The organism is Noviherbaspirillum sp. UKPF54 (genome assembly GCF_007874125.1).
Classification (GTDB): domain Bacteria; phylum Pseudomonadota; class Gammaproteobacteria; order Burkholderiales; family Burkholderiaceae_D; genus Noviherbaspirillum.
Genome location: NZ_CP040128.1, coordinates 3,850,776 through 3,867,272, shown reverse-complemented (window position 1 = coordinate 3,867,272; position 16,497 = coordinate 3,850,776). Strand labels below are relative to the sequence as shown.

At 65.5% G+C, this 16,497-nt stretch carries 15 protein-coding genes; 6 read left to right on the top strand and 9 right to left on the bottom strand.

Annotated elements, in window-relative coordinates; all coding sequences use genetic code 11:
- Nucleotides 1-2 precede the first annotated feature (2 nt).
- The 4 genes from FAY22_RS17890 to FAY22_RS17875 are packed head-to-tail and all read right to left on the bottom strand — an operon-like array spanning nucleotide 3 to nucleotide 4,624.
- Entirely contained in the window at nucleotides 3-1,661 is a 1,659-nt protein-coding gene (locus FAY22_RS17890) for an L-lactate permease (RefSeq protein WP_146331703.1), read from the bottom strand.
- A gap of 55 nt (nucleotides 1,662-1,716) precedes the next feature.
- Entirely contained in the window at nucleotides 1,717-3,159 is a 1,443-nt protein-coding gene (locus FAY22_RS17885; RefSeq protein ID WP_146331701.1) for a LutB/LldF family L-lactate oxidation iron-sulfur protein, read from the bottom strand.
- Between the two features lie 2 nt (nucleotides 3,160-3,161).
- Complete coding sequence (locus FAY22_RS17880) at nucleotides 3,162-3,845, bottom strand: lactate utilization protein C (protein WP_146331699.1); 684 nt, start codon at nucleotides 3,843-3,845, stop codon at nucleotides 3,162-3,164.
- Entirely contained in the window at nucleotides 3,845-4,624 is a 780-nt protein-coding gene (locus tag FAY22_RS17875; RefSeq protein WP_146331697.1) for a (Fe-S)-binding protein, read from the bottom strand. The genes FAY22_RS17880 and FAY22_RS17875 overlap by 1 nt, the downstream gene beginning before the upstream one ends.
- Before the next feature lie 139 nt (nucleotides 4,625-4,763).
- Between FAY22_RS17875 and FAY22_RS17870 the strand changes: the two genes are divergently transcribed.
- On the top strand, nucleotides 4,764-5,477 hold the full coding sequence (locus FAY22_RS17870; protein ID WP_246860556.1) for a FadR/GntR family transcriptional regulator: 714 nt from the start codon (nucleotides 4,764-4,766) through the stop codon (nucleotides 5,475-5,477).
- Nucleotides 5,478-5,633: 156 nt separating this feature from the next.
- On the opposite strand, the gene FAY22_RS17865 is transcribed toward FAY22_RS17870, so the two are convergent.
- On the bottom strand, nucleotides 5,634-7,856 hold the full coding sequence (locus FAY22_RS17865) for a malate synthase G (RefSeq protein ID WP_146331695.1): 2,223 nt from the start codon (nucleotides 7,854-7,856) through the stop codon (nucleotides 5,634-5,636).
- A 76-nt stretch (nucleotides 7,857-7,932) separates the two neighbouring features.
- Entirely contained in the window at nucleotides 7,933-8,619 is a 687-nt protein-coding gene (locus FAY22_RS17860; RefSeq protein ID WP_146331693.1) for a haloacid dehalogenase type II, read from the bottom strand.
- A gap of 210 nt (nucleotides 8,620-8,829) precedes the next feature.
- Between FAY22_RS17860 and FAY22_RS17855 the strand changes: the two genes are divergently transcribed.
- From FAY22_RS17855 to FAY22_RS17840, 4 genes are all read left to right on the top strand, one after another.
- Complete coding sequence (locus tag FAY22_RS17855) at nucleotides 8,830-9,744, top strand: queuosine salvage family protein (protein ID WP_168204876.1); 915 nt, start codon at nucleotides 8,830-8,832, stop codon at nucleotides 9,742-9,744.
- A gap of 230 nt (nucleotides 9,745-9,974) precedes the next feature.
- On the top strand, nucleotides 9,975-12,677 hold the full coding sequence (locus tag FAY22_RS17850; RefSeq protein ID WP_168204875.1) for an EAL domain-containing protein: 2,703 nt from the start codon (nucleotides 9,975-9,977) through the stop codon (nucleotides 12,675-12,677).
- A 95-nt stretch (nucleotides 12,678-12,772) separates the two neighbouring features.
- The gene (locus tag FAY22_RS17845) at nucleotides 12,773-12,985 is read left to right on the top strand and encodes a hypothetical protein (RefSeq protein WP_146331687.1); all 213 of its coding nucleotides are present in this window, start codon (nucleotides 12,773-12,775) and stop codon (nucleotides 12,983-12,985) included.
- Nucleotides 12,986-13,034: 49 nt separating this feature from the next.
- Nucleotides 13,035-13,598 carry a flavin reductase family protein gene (locus FAY22_RS17840; protein ID WP_146331685.1) on the top strand — a complete coding sequence of 188 codons (564 nt, stop codon included), beginning with the start codon at nucleotides 13,035-13,037 and terminating at the stop codon, nucleotides 13,596-13,598.
- A gap of 59 nt (nucleotides 13,599-13,657) precedes the next feature.
- On the opposite strand, the gene FAY22_RS22050 is transcribed toward FAY22_RS17840, so the two are convergent.
- The 3 genes from FAY22_RS22050 to FAY22_RS17830 all read right to left on the bottom strand — a co-directional run bounded on the left by FAY22_RS22050 (nucleotide 13,658) and on the right by FAY22_RS17830 (nucleotide 15,346).
- Complete coding sequence (locus FAY22_RS22050) at nucleotides 13,658-13,801, bottom strand: hypothetical protein (protein WP_168204874.1); 144 nt, start codon at nucleotides 13,799-13,801, stop codon at nucleotides 13,658-13,660.
- 38 nt (nucleotides 13,802-13,839) lie between these two features.
- Nucleotides 13,840-14,625: a dioxygenase gene (locus FAY22_RS17835; protein WP_146333518.1), complete on the bottom strand. Its 786-nt coding sequence runs from the start codon at nucleotides 14,623-14,625 to the stop codon at nucleotides 13,840-13,842.
- A 91-nt stretch (nucleotides 14,626-14,716) separates the two neighbouring features.
- The gene (locus FAY22_RS17830; RefSeq protein WP_146331684.1) at nucleotides 14,717-15,346 is read right to left on the bottom strand and encodes an NADPH-dependent F420 reductase; all 630 of its coding nucleotides are present in this window, start codon (nucleotides 15,344-15,346) and stop codon (nucleotides 14,717-14,719) included.
- Nucleotides 15,347-15,519: 173 nt separating this feature from the next.
- On the opposite strand from FAY22_RS17830, the gene FAY22_RS17825 reads away from it, so the two are divergent.
- Nucleotides 15,520-16,386, top strand: coding sequence for a LysR family transcriptional regulator (locus tag FAY22_RS17825; protein ID WP_210411848.1), 867 nt, complete (start codon nucleotides 15,520-15,522; stop codon nucleotides 16,384-16,386).
- Nucleotides 16,387-16,497 lie beyond the last annotated feature (111 nt).

Below are 16,497 nucleotides of genomic sequence, written 5' to 3'. Positions count from 1 at the left end.
AATTATTTGACCATGGCCGAGAACGGCCAGACGTAAGCCTGCATCGTCACGAACAGGCCGACCAGAGCGGCCAGCGCGATCGAGTGGAAGAACACGTAGCGCAGGATGTCGCCTTCATGGTTGAACCAGCGGGTGGCGGTGGAAGCCACCACGATCGACTGCGCGTCGATCATCTTGCCCATCACGCCGCCAGAGCTGTTGGCCGCGCCCATCAGGTTCGGCGACAGGCCGAGCTGCTCGGCTGCCACGCGCTGCATGCCGCCGAACAGCACGTTCGAGGCGGTGTCGGAGCCGGTCATGGCCACGCCGATCCAGCCCATCAGAGTGCCGAAGAACGGATAGAGCACGCCGGAATTGGCGAACGCCAGGCCGAGCGTGGTGTCGGTGCCGGAGTAGCGGGTGAGCGTGCCCAGCGCCAGCATCAGCACGATGGTGACCAGCGAATAGCGTACCAGCCAGAAGGTGCGGAAGAAGGTGCGCACGATCTCGGACACCTTGTACTTCATCGTCAGCGCGCCGACGATCGCGGCCAAAAGGATGCCGGTGCCGGTGGCGGACAGCAGGTTGAGCACGTACACCGCGCCTTCCGCGGTCGGCTTGGACACGACCGGCGGCATCTTCATGATCAGGTTGTTCAGGCCGTCGATGGTGAACTTGGGCGAGAACAAGCCGTTGAGGTAGTTCTTCACCGAAGGCAGGCCCCAGACGAACACGAACACGGTCAGGATCAGCCACGGGGTCCAGGCGCGCAGCAGTTCGGCGCGCGAGTACTTCTGCACCGGTTCGGCCGGCTTGGCGGCGCCGCCGTCCTCTTCATGGCCTTTCAGGTTGGGCGAAGTCCAGACCTTCTTCGGCTGCCACATGCGCAGGAACAGGATGAGCGAGACCATCGACACGATGGCGGCGATGATGTCGACCAGCTCCGGGCCGATGAAGTTCGACACCAGGTACTGCGGAATGGCGAACGATACGCCGGTGACCAGGATCGCCGGCCAGATTTCCATCATTGCCTTGCGGCCCGCGAAGGCCCAGATCAACCAGAACGGCACCATCAGCGAGAAGAACGGCAGCTGGCGGCCGATCATCGCGGTGACGTCCATCAGGTCGTAGCCGTGCACCTTGGCCAGCGTGATGACCGGCGTGCCGAGCGCGCCGAAGGCCACCGGCGCGGTGTTGGCGATCAGGCTAAGGCCGGACGCGGCCAGCGGCGAGAAGCCCAGGCCGATCAGGATGCCGGCGGTGACCGCCACCGGCGTGCCGAAGCCGGCCGCGCCTTCAAAGAACGCGCCGAAGCAAAAGGCGATCAGCAGCAGCTGCAGGCGGCGGTCGTCGGTGATGCCCGACAGCGACGCCTGCAGGACCTTGAAGCTGCCGTTCTGTTCCGACAGCTGCTGCAGGAAGATAATGTTGAGCACGATCCAGCCGATCGGCAACAAGCCCGTGAACCCGCCCAGCATCGCTGCTTTGCCGGCCATGCTGAACGGCATGCCGTACGCCAGGACTGCCACGGCCAATGCAGCCAACAGGCCCAGGCCGGCGGCGATATGCGCCTTGATGTGCAAGAACCCCAGTGCGACCAGCATGACCACTACTGGTATTGCCGCCAGCATGGTCGACATGACCATGTTCCCTAGCGGGTCGTAAACCTGTTGCCAAATCATAAGTGTCTCCTCGAAAAAATGGCTTTACGAAAATCTGTTGTTCTTTTGCGTTACCTCATCGGCGCTCGCGTTCGCGCATCAGGTCGGCCAGGCTGCGCGGCGCCGGCTTGAGCGGCGCGCGGTACTTGGTCCAACCCAGCTGCTGCGACGGTGTGAGCGCGCGCAGGCGGGTGGCGGCCCAGCGGAACAGGCGGTACACCGCCGGGCGCGCGAAGGCGCCGCTCCAGAAGCGCCAAACCAGCCGTTCTCCGCGGCTGAATTTCGCGCCCTGCCCGCGCAGCGGATGCTCGACTTGTTCTTCCGGGTTGCGGTTGGCTTCGGTGCGCAGGCGCACCAGCAGTTGCGGGATCGGGATGCGCACCGGGCAGACTTCGCCGCAGGCGCCGCACAGGGTGGACGCCGTGGTGAGGTCTGCAGTCGTTTCCAGCCCCAAGAGGTGCGGCGAGATGATCGCGCCGATCGGGCCGGGGTAGGTCGTGCCGTAGGCGTGGCCGCCGATGCGGCTGTAGACCGGGCAGTGGTTCATGCAGGCGCCGCAGCGGATGCATTGCAGCGTGGCGCGCAGCTGTTCGTCGGCGTAAGCCTGGGTGCGGCCGTTATCGAGCAGCACCAGGTGCACCTCGCGCGGCCCGTCCAGCTCTCCCGGGCGGCGCGGGCCGGAGATCAGGTTGAAGTAGGTCGTGATCGCCTGCCCCGTGGCCGAGCGCGTGAGCAGGTTGGACAGCGGCACGATGTGCTCGAGCTTGGCCACTACCTTTTCGAGGCCCATGATCGCGATATGCGTGTCGGGCACGGTGGTCGACAGGCGGCCGTTGCCTTCGTTTTCCACCAGCCACAGCGTGCCGGTATCGGCCGCCGCGAAATTGACGCCGGACAGGCCGATGTCGGCATCCACGAAGGCTTGGCGCAGCGCGCGCCGGCCGGTCTGGATCAGGGTGTCGACATCCTCGGTGTAGGGCGAGTCCGGGATGTTCTTTTCGAACAGTTCGCCGATCTCGCCGCGCGTCTTGTGAATGGCCGGCATCACGATGTGCGACGGCTTTTCGCCGGCCATCTGCACGATGTATTCGCCCATGTCCGATTCCAGGCAGGCGACGCCGCGCTCTTCGAGGTAATGGTTCAGCTCGATCTCTTCGCTGGCCATCGACTTGCCCTTGATGATGCGCTTGGCCTGGCGCGCCTGCGCGATGCGCAGGATGATCTCGTTGGCTTCCTGCGCGGTCGCCGCCCAGTGCACCTGCACGCCGGCCGCCTGCAGCTTGGCTTCGAGCTGCACCAGCAGGTCCGGCAGATTGGCCAGCGCGTGCTGGCGGATCGCTTCGCCGAGGTCGCGCAGTTGCTCCAGCTCGTCGCCGTCCGGGAACTGGGCGCTGCGCTTGGTTTGCAGGAAGTCCATCGCGCCGCGGAAGCTCTTGCGCAGCTTGGGGTCGTCCAGCGCGCTCTTGGCGCGCGCGCGGAAATCGGATGGGGGAACGAAATGCAGCGGTGTCGTGCTCATTGTCACTCCGTGACGTCGTCGGTGACGATGATGACCCACATGCGGCGCGGTCCGTGCGCGCCGTAGGCCAGCGTCTGCTGGATGTCGGAAGTCTTGGACGGGCCGGACACCAGCACCAGGTTGGTCGGCATGCCGTCGCGCCAGCGTTCGGCCTGCGCGGCGGCGTGCAGGTCGGCGTGCAGCGTGTTCGCATACACCAGCGCCACGTGCAGCGGCGGCACCAGCGACACCGTGCGCGGCGTGCCCGCGTCGGGCGCCAGTACCAGCGTGCCGGTGGCGGCGATGCCGGAACGCGCCACCGTGAAGCCGGCGTCGATGCTGTTGAACAGCTCGGACTTCCATGCTTCGAGCGGGTGGGCAAACGGCCAGGCCTGTATTTCCGGCGGCAGCGCCTGCGCCAAGGCCGCACCTTCCGCGCCGGCGGTATCGAGCAGCAGGCGGCGCACGCCGTGCGCACCGAGCTGCTGCGCCAGCAGCGCCGGCCACGCGGAGCGCGACGCCTGCCAGACCTCGGCGTGCGACGCCGTCATCGCCGCCTGCAGCGACTGCGCCAGTTCGGATGCGCTGCGCGCGGCGCGCCGTGCGTTGAAGTGGTCGTCGATGCGGCGGTCGAGCTCGCCGCAGCCGGCAGACGCCTTCGGCGCGGCGGCCCGCAGGCGGCCGAGCATGATGTCGCGTGCATTCATTATTTTTCTCCCGCGCCGCCGGTGCGCCGCAACAGGAAGCTGGCCAGATGCTCGACCGGCAGCGGCGCGCCCTGATGCTGCGCCGCGTGCCCGATGTTGAGCAGGCAGCCGCAGTCGGCGGAGACCAGGCGGTCGGCGCCGGTGGCGCAGGCGGAAGCGATCTTGTCCTTGACCATCGCGCCGGAGATGTCGGCATGCTTGAGCGCGAACGCGCCGCCGAAGCCGCAGCATTCGGACTCGCGCTCGTGCTCCAGGCGGGTCACGCCCGGCAGCGCGTCGACCAGTTCCACGCCATGCTGGCGCGTGCCCATTTCGCGGCGCGCCGAGCAGGAAGTGTGCAGCACCACGCTTTCCGGCGCCTGCTGGCCGGGGGATGTGTCTTGCAACTGCACCTTCATGACGCGCAGCAGGAATTCGCCGAGTTCGAAAATGCGTTCCGCCAGCGCGCGCGCCTTCGGTCCGGCCACCGGGTCGTCCTGGAACAGCGTCGGCCAGTGGTGCCGCATCATGCCGGCGCAGGAGCCGGACGGCACGATCACCGGCCACGGTTCGGAAAACAGGTCGAGCTGGGCGGCGGCGACGGCGCGTGCCTCGACCGGGTTGCCGCTGCTGTAGGCCGGCTGGCCGCAGCAGCTCTGGCCCTGCGGGAAATGAACGGTCAAGCCTTCGCGTTCCAGCAGGCGAACCGCATCCAGTCCTGCCTGCGGCATGAACAGGTCGATCACGCAGGTGCCGAACAGGTAAACCTGGCTCGGAGGAGCGGGATATTGCCTTTGCATGGAGCGTCTCCGTGTAGCATCCGGCGGAGGGCGCCGGATCAAGCGTGTTTTTGCGTTTTCTTATTCTTCGCCGCATAATCCGGGTATCTGCCCGGATACGCAAATTGGTTGGACCAGTTGGTGTTGTGCAGGAGGAACAATGAACGACAATCATCAACGCGGGCGTGTCGAAGGCGTCATGCGCCAGCTTGAAATGGCTTTACTGAATGGCACCTATCCAGCCAATACCCGGCTGCCTGCCGAGCGCGACCTGGCGCAGCGCTATGGCGTATCGCGCAACACCGTGCGCGAGGCGATCCAGCGGCTGGCCGCGCGCGGCCTTGTGCGCAGCCGCCCGGGGGCGGGCGTGTTCGTGTCGGACCAGTTGCGCACGGGCGTATCCTCGCCCTGGGGGCAGCTGGTCGCGAAGCATCCCGCGGTGCGCGAAGACATTCTCGAATTTCGCCGTGTGCTGGAAGGCGCCACTGCCTATTTTGCCGCGTTGCGTGGCAACGAAGCCGATATCGAGCGCATCCGCGCCCTGATGGCGCAGCTCGACCGCGCCCGCAAGGAAGACGACAAGGCTGGCGAATCGGAGACGGATGCCCAGCTGCACGACGCCATCGCACTGGCCTCGCACAACAGCATGTTCCTGCACCTGCACGGCAGCATCATGAGCATGTTGCGTGAACACATCACCCTGAACGTGGTCGGCTTGCGCGAGCTGGAAGAGGGCATGTCCGAACAGCTCCTGATGCAGCACCGCACCATCTGCGACGCCATCTGCGCACACCGCCCGGAAGAAGCGCGCACGGCCATGCAGGCGCATATCGATTACGTGCGTGCCAACCTCACCAACGAGGCTGCCTCCTGAACTGGTCCGACCGGCCGGCCTGAGATATGGAAAATCGGCGGTAAATCGGCCGCAAACGCAAAAGAAAAACCCCTGGACCGTGCAGGTCCAGGGGTTTTCGATGTCATATATTCAACATAGTGGCACGGGCCGCCGCCCGCGCCGTGCCGAACAGAGTCAGGCTTGCGCCTTGACCTTCAGGCGCCAGGCGTGCAGCAGCGGCTCGGTGTAGCCACTGGGCTGTTCCAGGCCCTTGAACACCAGGTCGCGCGCGGCGCGATAGGCGTACGAGGTCTCGTAGTTGCCGGCCATCGGCTGGTACAGCGGGTCGCCCGCGTTCTGCGCATCGACCACCTTGGCCATGCGCTGCAGCGTTTCTTCCACCTGTTCCTTGGTGACGACGCCGTGCAGCAGCCAGTTGGCGATGTGCTGGCTGGAGATGCGCAGCGTGGCGCGGTCTTCCATCAGGCCGACGTTGTGGATGTCGGGCACCTTGGAGCAGCCGACGCCCTGGTCGACCCAGCGCACTACGTAGCCGAGGATGCCTTGCGCGTTGTTGTCCAGTTCCTGCTGGATCTCGGCGGCGGACCACTTCGCTTCGGCGACCACCGGAATCTGCAGCAAATCGTTCAACAGGCGCTCGATCTCGGCCGGCGCGTCGATCTTTTCCAGCTCTTGCTGGATCGCGAACACGTCCACTTGATGATAGTGCAGTGCGTGCAGCGTGGCGGCCGTCGGCGACGGCACCCAGGCGGTGTTGGCGCCGGCCTTCGGATGGACGATCTTCTGCTCCATCATGGCGGCCATCAGGTCGGGCATGGCCCACATGCCCTTGCCGATCTGGGCGCGGCCGCGCAGGCCGGAGGACAGGCCGGTCAGCACGTTGCTGCGCTCGTAGGCGGTCAGCCACTTGCTGGTCTTCATGTCGCCCTTGCGCATCATCGCTCCGGCGTGCATCGCGGTGTGCATTTCATCGCCGGTGCGGTCCAGGAAGCCGGTGTTGATGAATGCCACGCGGGCGCCCGCTTCCTTGATGCAGGCCTTCAGGTTCACGCTGGTGCGACGTTCCTCGTCCATGATGCCGAGCTTGACGGTGTTGGCGGGCAGGCCGAGCAGCTGCTCGACGCGGCCGAACAGTTCGCCGGCAAACGCGACTTCCGCCGGACCGTGCATCTTCGGCTTGACGATGTACACCGAGCCGGTGCGCGAGTTGCCGATGGCTTGGCCGGGCTTGCGCTTCAAGTCATGCAGCGCGATGGTCACGGTGACGACGGCGTCCAGGATGCCTTCGGGGATTTCGCGGCCGCCGTCCAGCAGGATCGCCGGGTTGGTCATCAGGTGGCCGACGTTGCGCAGGAACAGGAGCGAGCGGCCGTGCATCGTGACCACGCCATCCTTGGCATCGGTCGCGCCGACACCTGCGGTGTACCGGCGGTCGGCGTTCAGGGTGCGGTCGAAGGTCTTGCCGCCCTTGGACACGCTTTCCACCAGCGTGCCTTGCAGGATGCCGAGCCAGTTGCCATAGGCTTGCACCTTGTCTTCGGCGTCGACCGCCGCGACCGAGTCTTCCAGGTCGAGAATGGTCGACAGCGCGGCTTCCACGATCACGTCGGAAACGCCGGCGGCGTCCTGGCCGCCGATCTTGGTGGCGCGGTTGATCTGGATGTCGATGTGCAGGCCGTTATTCTTCAGCAGGATTGCGGTCGGCGCATTGGCATCGCCCTGGTAGCCGACGAATTTCTTTTCGTCCGCCAGGCCCGTGACGCTGCCGTCCTTCAGGGCGACGGCCAGCTTGCCGCCTTCCACGCGGTAGCCGGTCGCATCGGCGTGCGAGCCCTTGGCCAGCGGCGCGCTCTGGTCGAGGAAGTTGCGGGCGAAGGCGATCACCTTGGCGCCGCGCACCGGGTTGTAGGCTTCGCCGTTGGCGCCGAGCTTGGTGGCGCCGTCGGTTTCCGGCAGTGCGTCGGTGCCGTACAGCGCGTCGTACAGCGAACCCCAGCGCGCATTGGCGGCATTCAGCGCATAGCGTGCGTTAAGGATTGGCACCACCAGCTGCGGGCCGGCTTGCAGCGCCAGTTCGGCGTCGACATTGGCGGTGGTCGCCTTGACCTCGCCCGGCGCCGGCAGCAGGTAGCCGATCGATTGCAAAAAGCCCTTGTAGGCGGCCATGTCGGCGATCGGGCCCGGATGGGCGCGGTGCCAGTTGTCCAGCTCGGTCTGCAGGCGGTCACGCTCGGCCAGAAGGGCGGCGTTTTTCGGCGCCAGGTCGTGGGCGATGGCGTCGAAGCCCTTCCAGAAGGCGGCGCTGTCGATGCCGGTGCCGGGCAGGACCTGGTCTTCGATGAAGCGGTACAGAACGGTGGCCACCTGGAGACGGTGGCAAGCGGTGCGTGCAGTCATGTGTGTCCTCGTATGTCGTTGCGATGATTGAAAATCAACTAAAAAAACGGAGCCTGCGTATCCCGTGCGGTGCGCCTCATGAGTGCTCGCGCTCGTGTTCGACGAAGGCCGGCAGATCGACGAGCGACCTGCCCTGCCCGTACGGCGTCACGCCGAGCTCCTCCATCGGGGCGGTGGCGCGATTGACCCAGAACGTCTTGTAGCCGAACCAGGTCGCTCCGCACACGTCCCAGCCATTGCTGGAAACGAAAAGGATGTTCTTCGCGCCGGTGCCCAGCATGTCGGTGCCGATCTGGTACGCCTCCGGTGCGGTCTTGTATTTCTGGACGCTGTCGACCGACAGCACGTGGGAAAACAGCGCCTGCATGCCGGCCGCCTTCACGACGGCTTCCAGCATCTGCGAATTGCCGTTCGACAGAACCGCAAGGCGCAAGCCTCGCTCGCGCAATTGCTCCAGCACGGCGATGCTTTCCGGAAAAGGCGGCAGCTTCGCATACTCCGACATGAGCGCCTGCTGCGCATCCAGCGTCAGGTCCAGCCCCAGCTTCTTGCAGCTGAACACCAGCGCATCCTGGGTCACTTCCCAGAACGGCTTGTAGGTCGAGCACAGGGTGCGCAGCTGCGTGTATTCGATTTGCTTGGCGCGCCACAGCGCCGCCAGCGCGTCGCCTTGACCGGGAAACAGCTTGTCCGCCAGCCTGCCGATCGAATACACGTCGAACAGGGTGCCGTAAGCGTCAAAGAGGATTGCCTGAATAGCCACGGATACAGTCGTACAGGATGAATGATTGGGAAAAAGTATATGCGTTCAAAAAGTCAATTGGCGAGCGGTTTTGTCACTTGATTTGTGCGTTTTTGTCACAAATGAGAGGGGTTGGTTATTTGATATGGTCAGCGCCTTGTCATGAAGAATGCTGGCAAGCAAGTACCGGCCTCGGGTATTCTTATTCTTGAGCAACATCAAGGAATCCGCATGTCCACGCCGCAAACCGCCAAAGAACGCCTGCTCGCCCAGGCCCGCCTCGATTACTGCCCCGAACTCGTGGCCATCGATACCGAGGCGATTGCGCGGCTGCCGGCGCGCGCCGACCGCTTCAGCCATCTGAGTGTCGGCTTGTTCGGCAAGCCCGCCGGCCAGACGCCGCAAGGCGCGGCGGCCTACAGCATCGCGTTGAACAGCGTGAACTTCATGTTCTGGACGCCGACCCCGGAAGGGATGGCGCGCTACCACTGGGGCAACGAGGGAGGCGCGCACGGCCTCAAAGCTGCCTTTGACCATCTCTGGGGCGACGAATTGACGCCGGTCTGGCTGCGCGAGCGTCTCGGCTCCGGCGCGGAGCAGGCGGTGATCGATGCCCTGGGCGACATTCCCATGCCGCGCCGGCGCGCGCAATTCCTGCGCGAAGTGCTGGCCGGCGACCAGCTGGAGCAGGCCGCCGCCGAACTGGTCGCCGCCGGCAACGCCGGCCGGCTTACCTCCGACGATGCCGAGCGGCTGGCCAAGCGCTTTCCGATGGCTTACGGCCAGGATCCCTACCTGATGCGCGCCCAGCTCGCGGTCATGTGGTATGCCGGCTACCTGATGGAGCAGGGCATCCAGGTCGACTGCGATGTCACGGTCGCGGCCAGCTACCAGATGCCGCGCGTGATGCGCTCCATCAAAGTGCTGCGCTTTGCGCCCGAGCTGGCCGCCCGGATCGACCGCCACGAATTCATCCTGCGCGACAGCAAGGAAGAACGCGCCATCCGCGCCGCCACCGTGCTGGGCACCCAGGCGATGGCGCAGCACCTGGGCGTGTCGGAACATGCAATGGTCAACACGCTGTGGCAGAACCGCCATGCATGCGGGGCGATTCCTTATCACCTGACGATTACTTCCGATTATTGAGCGTGTGGCGGCGGTGATACACCCGTTCCCAAAAGCAGGAATGAATTCGTTCTCGATATTTCCTGAAAATGAGAGTGCGTGTACTCTGTGGTAAATGATTTGGCCCCAAGGCGGCTCGGCGCGCCGATGACGCCGGTTGCTCCTAGGCATATCAATTGCTTGACATGCGTCAATTTGAACGAGTTCCTCCTTAGCTCTTGATGGCGAATAGCTGGCCTATCCGACGATATTTGCTTGCGCTGGTACTGGCCATTGCTGTTCCGATGGCGGTCCTGTGGGCGTATTCCCTGCAATCGAGCATCCGGCGCGGCGTCGACGGCGCTGGCGCGCTGACACTTTCGCTGGCCCAGATTGCCGCAGCGGACGCGCAACGGCTGGTGCGCGATTCCGGCTTTCTGCTGGCCGGGCTCGCGCAGCGTCCCAAGGTGCAGGCGCTTAATGCGGCCGATTGCGACGGCATCCTGCGCGATTTCAGGAACTTCCTTCCCCAGTTTGCCAACATCGCCATCGCCGACAAGGCCGGCCGGGTGGTGTGCTCGGCGCTGCCGCAGCGCGCCGGCCACGTCGCGTCCGTGGCCAACGCGGCATGGTTCCCGCAGGTCGCCCAAGCCAACCGCTATGTCGCCGGCCATCCGCATGTCGGCCCGATCAGCGGGAAGTGGGTGTCGGTGCTCGCCTATCCGATCAAGGACGGGCAAGGCCGGTTCATCGGCGCCATCGGCTTGCCCATCGACCTGGCCAACTACCGGCTGTTGCCGGGCAACGCGAAACTTCCGGCCGGGACGGTACTCAGCATTGTCGAGGCCAACGGCACCGTCGTTGCCAGTTCCGACACGTCGCAACAGTGGATCGGCCGCCCCTTTCCGGAACCGGAGATCGCGCGCCGCGCCAGCCTGGAAAAGCAGGGCCGGATCTGGCTGTCCGGGCGCGACGGCGCCAGGATCTACGGTTTTGCCCCGGTGGCGGGAACCGAGTGGTCGGTGATCAGCAGCGTGCCGTCCCCGGAGTTGCTCGACCAGATCCTGGCGCGCGCCGCCGGCGCCGGCGGCGCGCTGCTGCTGCTGGTCCTGCTGGCCGGCGGGCTGGCCTATATCCTCGGGCGCCGCATGGTCCTGCCGGTCATGCACATCGCCGGCGCGGCCAAGGCGGTGGCCGGCGGCGACTTGAGCTGCCGCGCGCCGGTCTCTGGCCCGCGCGAAATCGAAGACGTGGCGCGCCAGTTCAACGCGATGCTCGATGTGCGCCTGCGCACCGAGCAGAAGTACCGCGACCTGCTCGAAGCGGCGACCGACGCGATCGTGATCGTCGATGCAGGACGGCACATCGTGTTCGCCAATGCCCAGGCGGAACGGATGTTCGGCTTCAGCGGCGACGAGCTGATCGGCAATCCGGTTGAAATGCTCATGCCGCAGCGCTGTCGTGCCGAGCATGTCGAGCTGGGAGCGAGGTACATCGAACAGCTGCGCCCGATGCACAAGAGTACGGCGCGTTCCCTGATCGGCCAGCGCAAGAATGGCACGGAATTTCCGGTCGAAGTCAGCCTGACGCCGCTGGTAACCGATGAAGGGGTGATCGTTTCCAGCATCATCCGCGACGTGAGCGAGCGCAAGCATTACGAGGAGCACCTGGTTCGCCTGGCGCAATACGATGCCTTGACCGGGCTGCCCAATCGCCACCGCACCGACCTGCATCTTGCGCAGGCGATGGCGCGCGCCGACCGGGAGAACATGAAGGTCGCGCTCATTTTGCTGGATGTCGTGCGCTTCAAGGAAGTCAATGACACCTTCGGGCATCGCGCCGGCGACCGGATACTCAAGGCGGTCGGCGAGCGGCTGAGCGAGAGCCTGCCGGAAAGCTGTCTGCTGGCGCGCCCCGGCAGCGATGAATTCGCGGTCATGGAAATACTCGCCGACCGCGCGGCCATCCTCCGGCTCGCCAACGACATCCAGGATGCGTTTGCGCAGCCGCTGCAGGCGGAAGGTGAGGAGGTGTTCCTTTCGATATGCGCCGGCATCGCCGTGTACCCGGATGACGGCGCCGACAGCGAGACCTTGCTGAAAAACGCCGACGTCGCCATGCACCACGCGAAGCGGGATGGCCACAACTGCGCCTTCTATTCGCACGACATGGGCGCGCGCGCCGCCGAGCGGCTCAAGCTAGAGAACCGCCTGCGGCGCGCCCTGCCCAACGGCGAACTGCTGCTGCATTACCAGCCGCAGGTCGACGTGCACAGCGGACGCATACTCGGCGTGGAAGCGCTGGTGCGCTGGCATCCTCCCGGGGAGGGGCTGGTTCCGCCCGACCAGTTCATCCCGCTGGCGGAAGAAACAGGGCTGATCGACGCGATCGGCGAATGGATTCTGCGTACCGCGTGCATGCAAAACAAGGCATGGCAGGAGGCGGGGCTGCCCCCGCTGGTCATGGCGGTCAACATTTCGGCGCGCCAGTTCCGGCAAAAGAACCTGGCCCAGGTAGTGCGCGCCGCGCTCGACGACAGCGGGCTGGAACCGCGCTGGCTGGCGCTGGAAATCACCGAAAGCATGCTCATGACCCGCCCCGACGAAGCGGTCCAGACGTTGCACCAGATCGCCGGCATGGGGGTGGCCATCGCGCTGGACGACTTCGGCACCGGCTATTCGAGCCTGGCCTACCTGAAGCGTTTCCCGGTGCGCACCCTGAAAATCGACCGTTCCTTCGTGCGCGACATTCACACCGACCCGGACGACGCGGCCATCGTCACCGCGGTGATTTCCCTGGCCAAGAGCCTGGACCTGGAACTGGTTGCCGAGGGCGTGGAGCTGCCCCAGCAGCTGGACTTCCTGCGCTCGCTGAAATGCGATTCCTACCAGGGTTACTACTTCAGCAAGCCGGTGCCGCAGGAGCAATGTACATCCATCCTCTGGGCATCCCACGGCGAAGGCAAAGCCGGATGACGGTTGTGGCACGCTGCCCGCCGTTTCCTGTGCATCGCTGAAACATTGCTTAATGGAAGCTGTCTATCCGGACGTCAATATTTCGGAGTGACACAATGAGCAAGATTCGTGTGGGCGATACGGTCGCGTTCCGCCGCGACGTGGCCGGCCGGTGCGCCTCGGACGAAGTGGCGCAATATCGTGGCGTGGTGACCGGCATTGCCGGCGAGTGGCTGTTCATCGAGGAAGCCACCGGGAAAACGAAGGTGATGCCGATTGCGCAAATGACCCGGGTCGCCCCCAATGGCGCCCTCCTCGAACTGGTCTGACGCGGCGGTGCATAATCCCCACTTTCAGTCCATCCCGCCCGGAATGCCCATGTCCCATCGCCTCCCCGTCAAACTGTCCAAATCCTATCGCCTGCTGAACCACGGTCCGACCGTATTGGTCAGCAGCGCGCACGGCGGCGCCACGAATGTGATGGCGGCCGCCTGGTCGATGCCGCTCGACTTCTCGCCGCCGAAGGTGGCAGTCGTCATCGACCGCAGCACGCGCACGCGCGAACTGGTGGAGGCATCGGGGGAATTCGCCCTGAACATCCCGTCGCGCCAGATGGCGCAGGCGACGCTGGCGGTCGGCTCGGTGTCCGGGCGCGAGCATGACAAGTTCACGGAGTACCGGCTGGCGACATTCGCCGCCGAAACGATCGGGGCGCCCCTGCTCGACGGTTGCCTCGGCTGGCTGGAATGCCGCGTGATTGCGGAGCCGCACATCCAGCAGCGCTACGACCTGTTTCTCGGCGAAATCGTCGCCGCTTGGGCCGATCCGCGCGCCTTCCGCGATGGCCATTGGGTGTTCGAGGAAGGGACTCCGCGCAGCATCCATTACATCGCAGGCGGTAATTTTTTCGAGACCGGCCCCGCCTTCGAGGTCGACCGGTAAGGGCCTGGTTGACAACGTCGCAAGCGGGCCGCTTTCAAGCAGGCTCTAAGCGCGGCCCGCTACCGCAGGTAGTGCAGCGGAAAAGCCACCAGCGCCAGCAGCCCCAATGCGCCGAGCAGGCTCATGATCGACACGATGAGGCGCGCCATGCGATCGGCGCGCCGCTGCTGCTGCGTTGTGTGGTCTTTGTGCGGCTTGTCCATCTCATGCTCCCGCTAATCTGTCACGGCAACTGCGGGCGTCAGGAAAAGGCGTAGACATCCATCGCCAGCACGCCGTATTCATGACTCGAATGCAGCCTTTGTGCCTGCGCGTTTTCGCCGGCGGCGCCCAGGGCGACGAATAGCGGCAGCAGGTGCTCTTCGGTCGGATGGTTGCGCGCCGCGTGCGGCGCCTGCTTGCGGTAGTCCAGCAGCGCCTCGCGCCGGCCATCGCTCAGCGCGGCCAGCATCCAGTCGCCGAATTCACTGACCCAGGCCGGCACCGGCGCGTCGATGCCCTGGCCGCGGAATTCGTACAGGTTGTGCGTGAGCGAGCCGGAACCGATGACCAGCACGCCTTCCTCGCGCAGGCCCGCCAGCGCCCGCCCCAGCTTTTCATGCCCATCCGGGCCGACGCCGCGCACCACCGACACTTGCGCCACCGGGATGTCCGCTTCCGGATACATCAGGCGCAGCGGCACCCAGGCGCCGTGATCGAGGCCGCGCGTTTCGCTGCCGCCCACCGTCCAGCCGGCCTGCTTGAGCAGCTCGGCCGCGCGCGCTGCGACCTCCGGCGCGCCCGGCGCCGGGTACTGCAGCGCGTACAGCGCCGCCGGAAAACCGCCGAAGTCGTGGATGGTTTGCGGCTGCGCCGTCAGGCCGACGGCCGGGCCGCCCATCGTTTCCCAGTGCGCGGACGCGACCAGGATGGCGCGCGGGCGCGGCAGTTGCTTCCCGAGGTTTTGCAGGAAACGGCGCGCCGGACTGTCGTCGATGGCCAGCATCGGCGAGCCGTGCGAAAGGAACAGGGTCGGTAAGCGGGTCATCATCGGTACTCCTGATAAAGCTGTCATCAAGCCGGCCAGGCGGCAGGTGTTCTACGTTACACCTTTCCCGGCCGGCGCGGCGGAGGCGTTCTCAGCCGCCGATCCAGGCCGGCGCGATGCCGGTGCCCAGTCCCGCGCCGTAGCCGAGATAGATGTTGAGCCCGGCCAGCGGTTCGAGGTAACGCGCATTTTTCAGCGGGCCGGCGTCGACCGGCTTGAAGCCGATGCTCTCGGCCAGCGCCTTGACGGTCTGGCGCGCGCGTTCGCTGTCGCCGGCGACAAACACCGGCACCTGCGCGCCGCCGGCCAGCGTCGGGCCGTTGGCCAGCACTTGCGCGAACACGGTATTGAAGGCCTTGACCACCTCGGCGCCCGGCACGGCGCGCGCGATTTCCTCGGCGGCGGAGGTGGTGTGACCGATGGTCAAGCCCATGTAGTCGGCGGTGAGCGGGTTGGTGATATCCACCACCACCTTGCCGTCGAGGCTGCCCAGCGCGCGCAGCGCCGGCACGGCGTCCGCATAGGCCGTGGCGACGATCACTACGTCCGCGCCGCCTGCCGCCTGCGCGGCGGGAACGGCGGTCACGTTCGGATAAGCCGTGGCTAGTGCCTGCGCCTTGTCGTTGCTGCGTGCGGTGACGCGAATCCGGTGGCCGGCTTTCGCCAGTTGCTTGACCAGTCCCGAAGCCATGTTGCCTGCGCCAATGATGGTGATTTCCATGAGATGCCCCTTTCGTCCAAATGTTTGATCGGTGATGTGCTCTTGCGGCGGGCACGGTGTGTGCTGCCGTTGGAAACACTATATTTGTTTGCCTTTCATTGATAAATCCGGTTTGGATTGATAGATTGTTTCTTTTAAGTTGACGGTGGTGCGGTATGGATATCTTTGCGAGCATGAAAGTCTTTGTCGCGGTGATCGAGGCCGGCAGCTTCGCCGGCGCCGCCGACCGCCTCGGCATGTCCAAGGCGATGGCCTCGAAATACGTGAGCAGCCTGGAAGACCACCTCGGCACGCGATTGTTGAACCGCACCACGCGCCGCCTGAGCGTGACCGAATCGGGCTCGGCGTTCCACCAGCGCTGCGTGCAGATCCTGGCCGACGTGGCCGAAGCCGAGCAGGTGGCCGGGCACTTGTCGGCCGCGCCGCGCGGCACGCTGAAGATCACCATGCCGCTGGCCTTCGGCCAGCACCGGCTCGGCCCGCTGGTGGCGGATTACGTGCAGCGCTACCCGGAAGTGCGGCTCGACCTGTCGCTGAGCGACCGGCGCGTCGACCTGGTCGAGGAAGGCTTCGATCTGGCGGTGCGGATCGGTGCGCTGCCCGAATCGGGCCTGATCGCGCGCAAGCTGGGCGGCGACCGCGCCGTCGTCTGCGCCTCGCCCGCCTACCTGCAGCGCCACGGCACGCCGAAAACGCCGGATGAGCTGGCCGGCCATTCCTGCCTGGGCTACACCTACACCAACAGCGGCGACGAATGGCGCATGCACGACCCCGCCGGCGCGGAGCGCGCCGTGCCGATTGCCGGCGCGATCAAGGCGGACAACGGTGACATGCTGCGGCTGGCCGCCATCAGCGGCGCCGGCCTGATCTTCCAGCCGCTGTTCATCGTCGCCGACGACCTCGCGGCCGGGCGGCTGGTCCAGGTGCTGGCCGATTATCCGTCGGCGGAGCTGGGTATCTATGCGCTGTACCCCAGCCGTAAGCACTTGTCGGCCAAGGTGCGCACTTTCGTCGATTTCCTGGTGGAGCGGCTGCAGTAATTGCGTCGCGTGGCGCCCCCGCGCTGCTTTTTTTCAGCGTCCGGGAATGCGGCGGCCTCGCTGGCAGCGATGAAGAAAATTCAATTGTGCGGGTTGTGGCTCTCCACAATA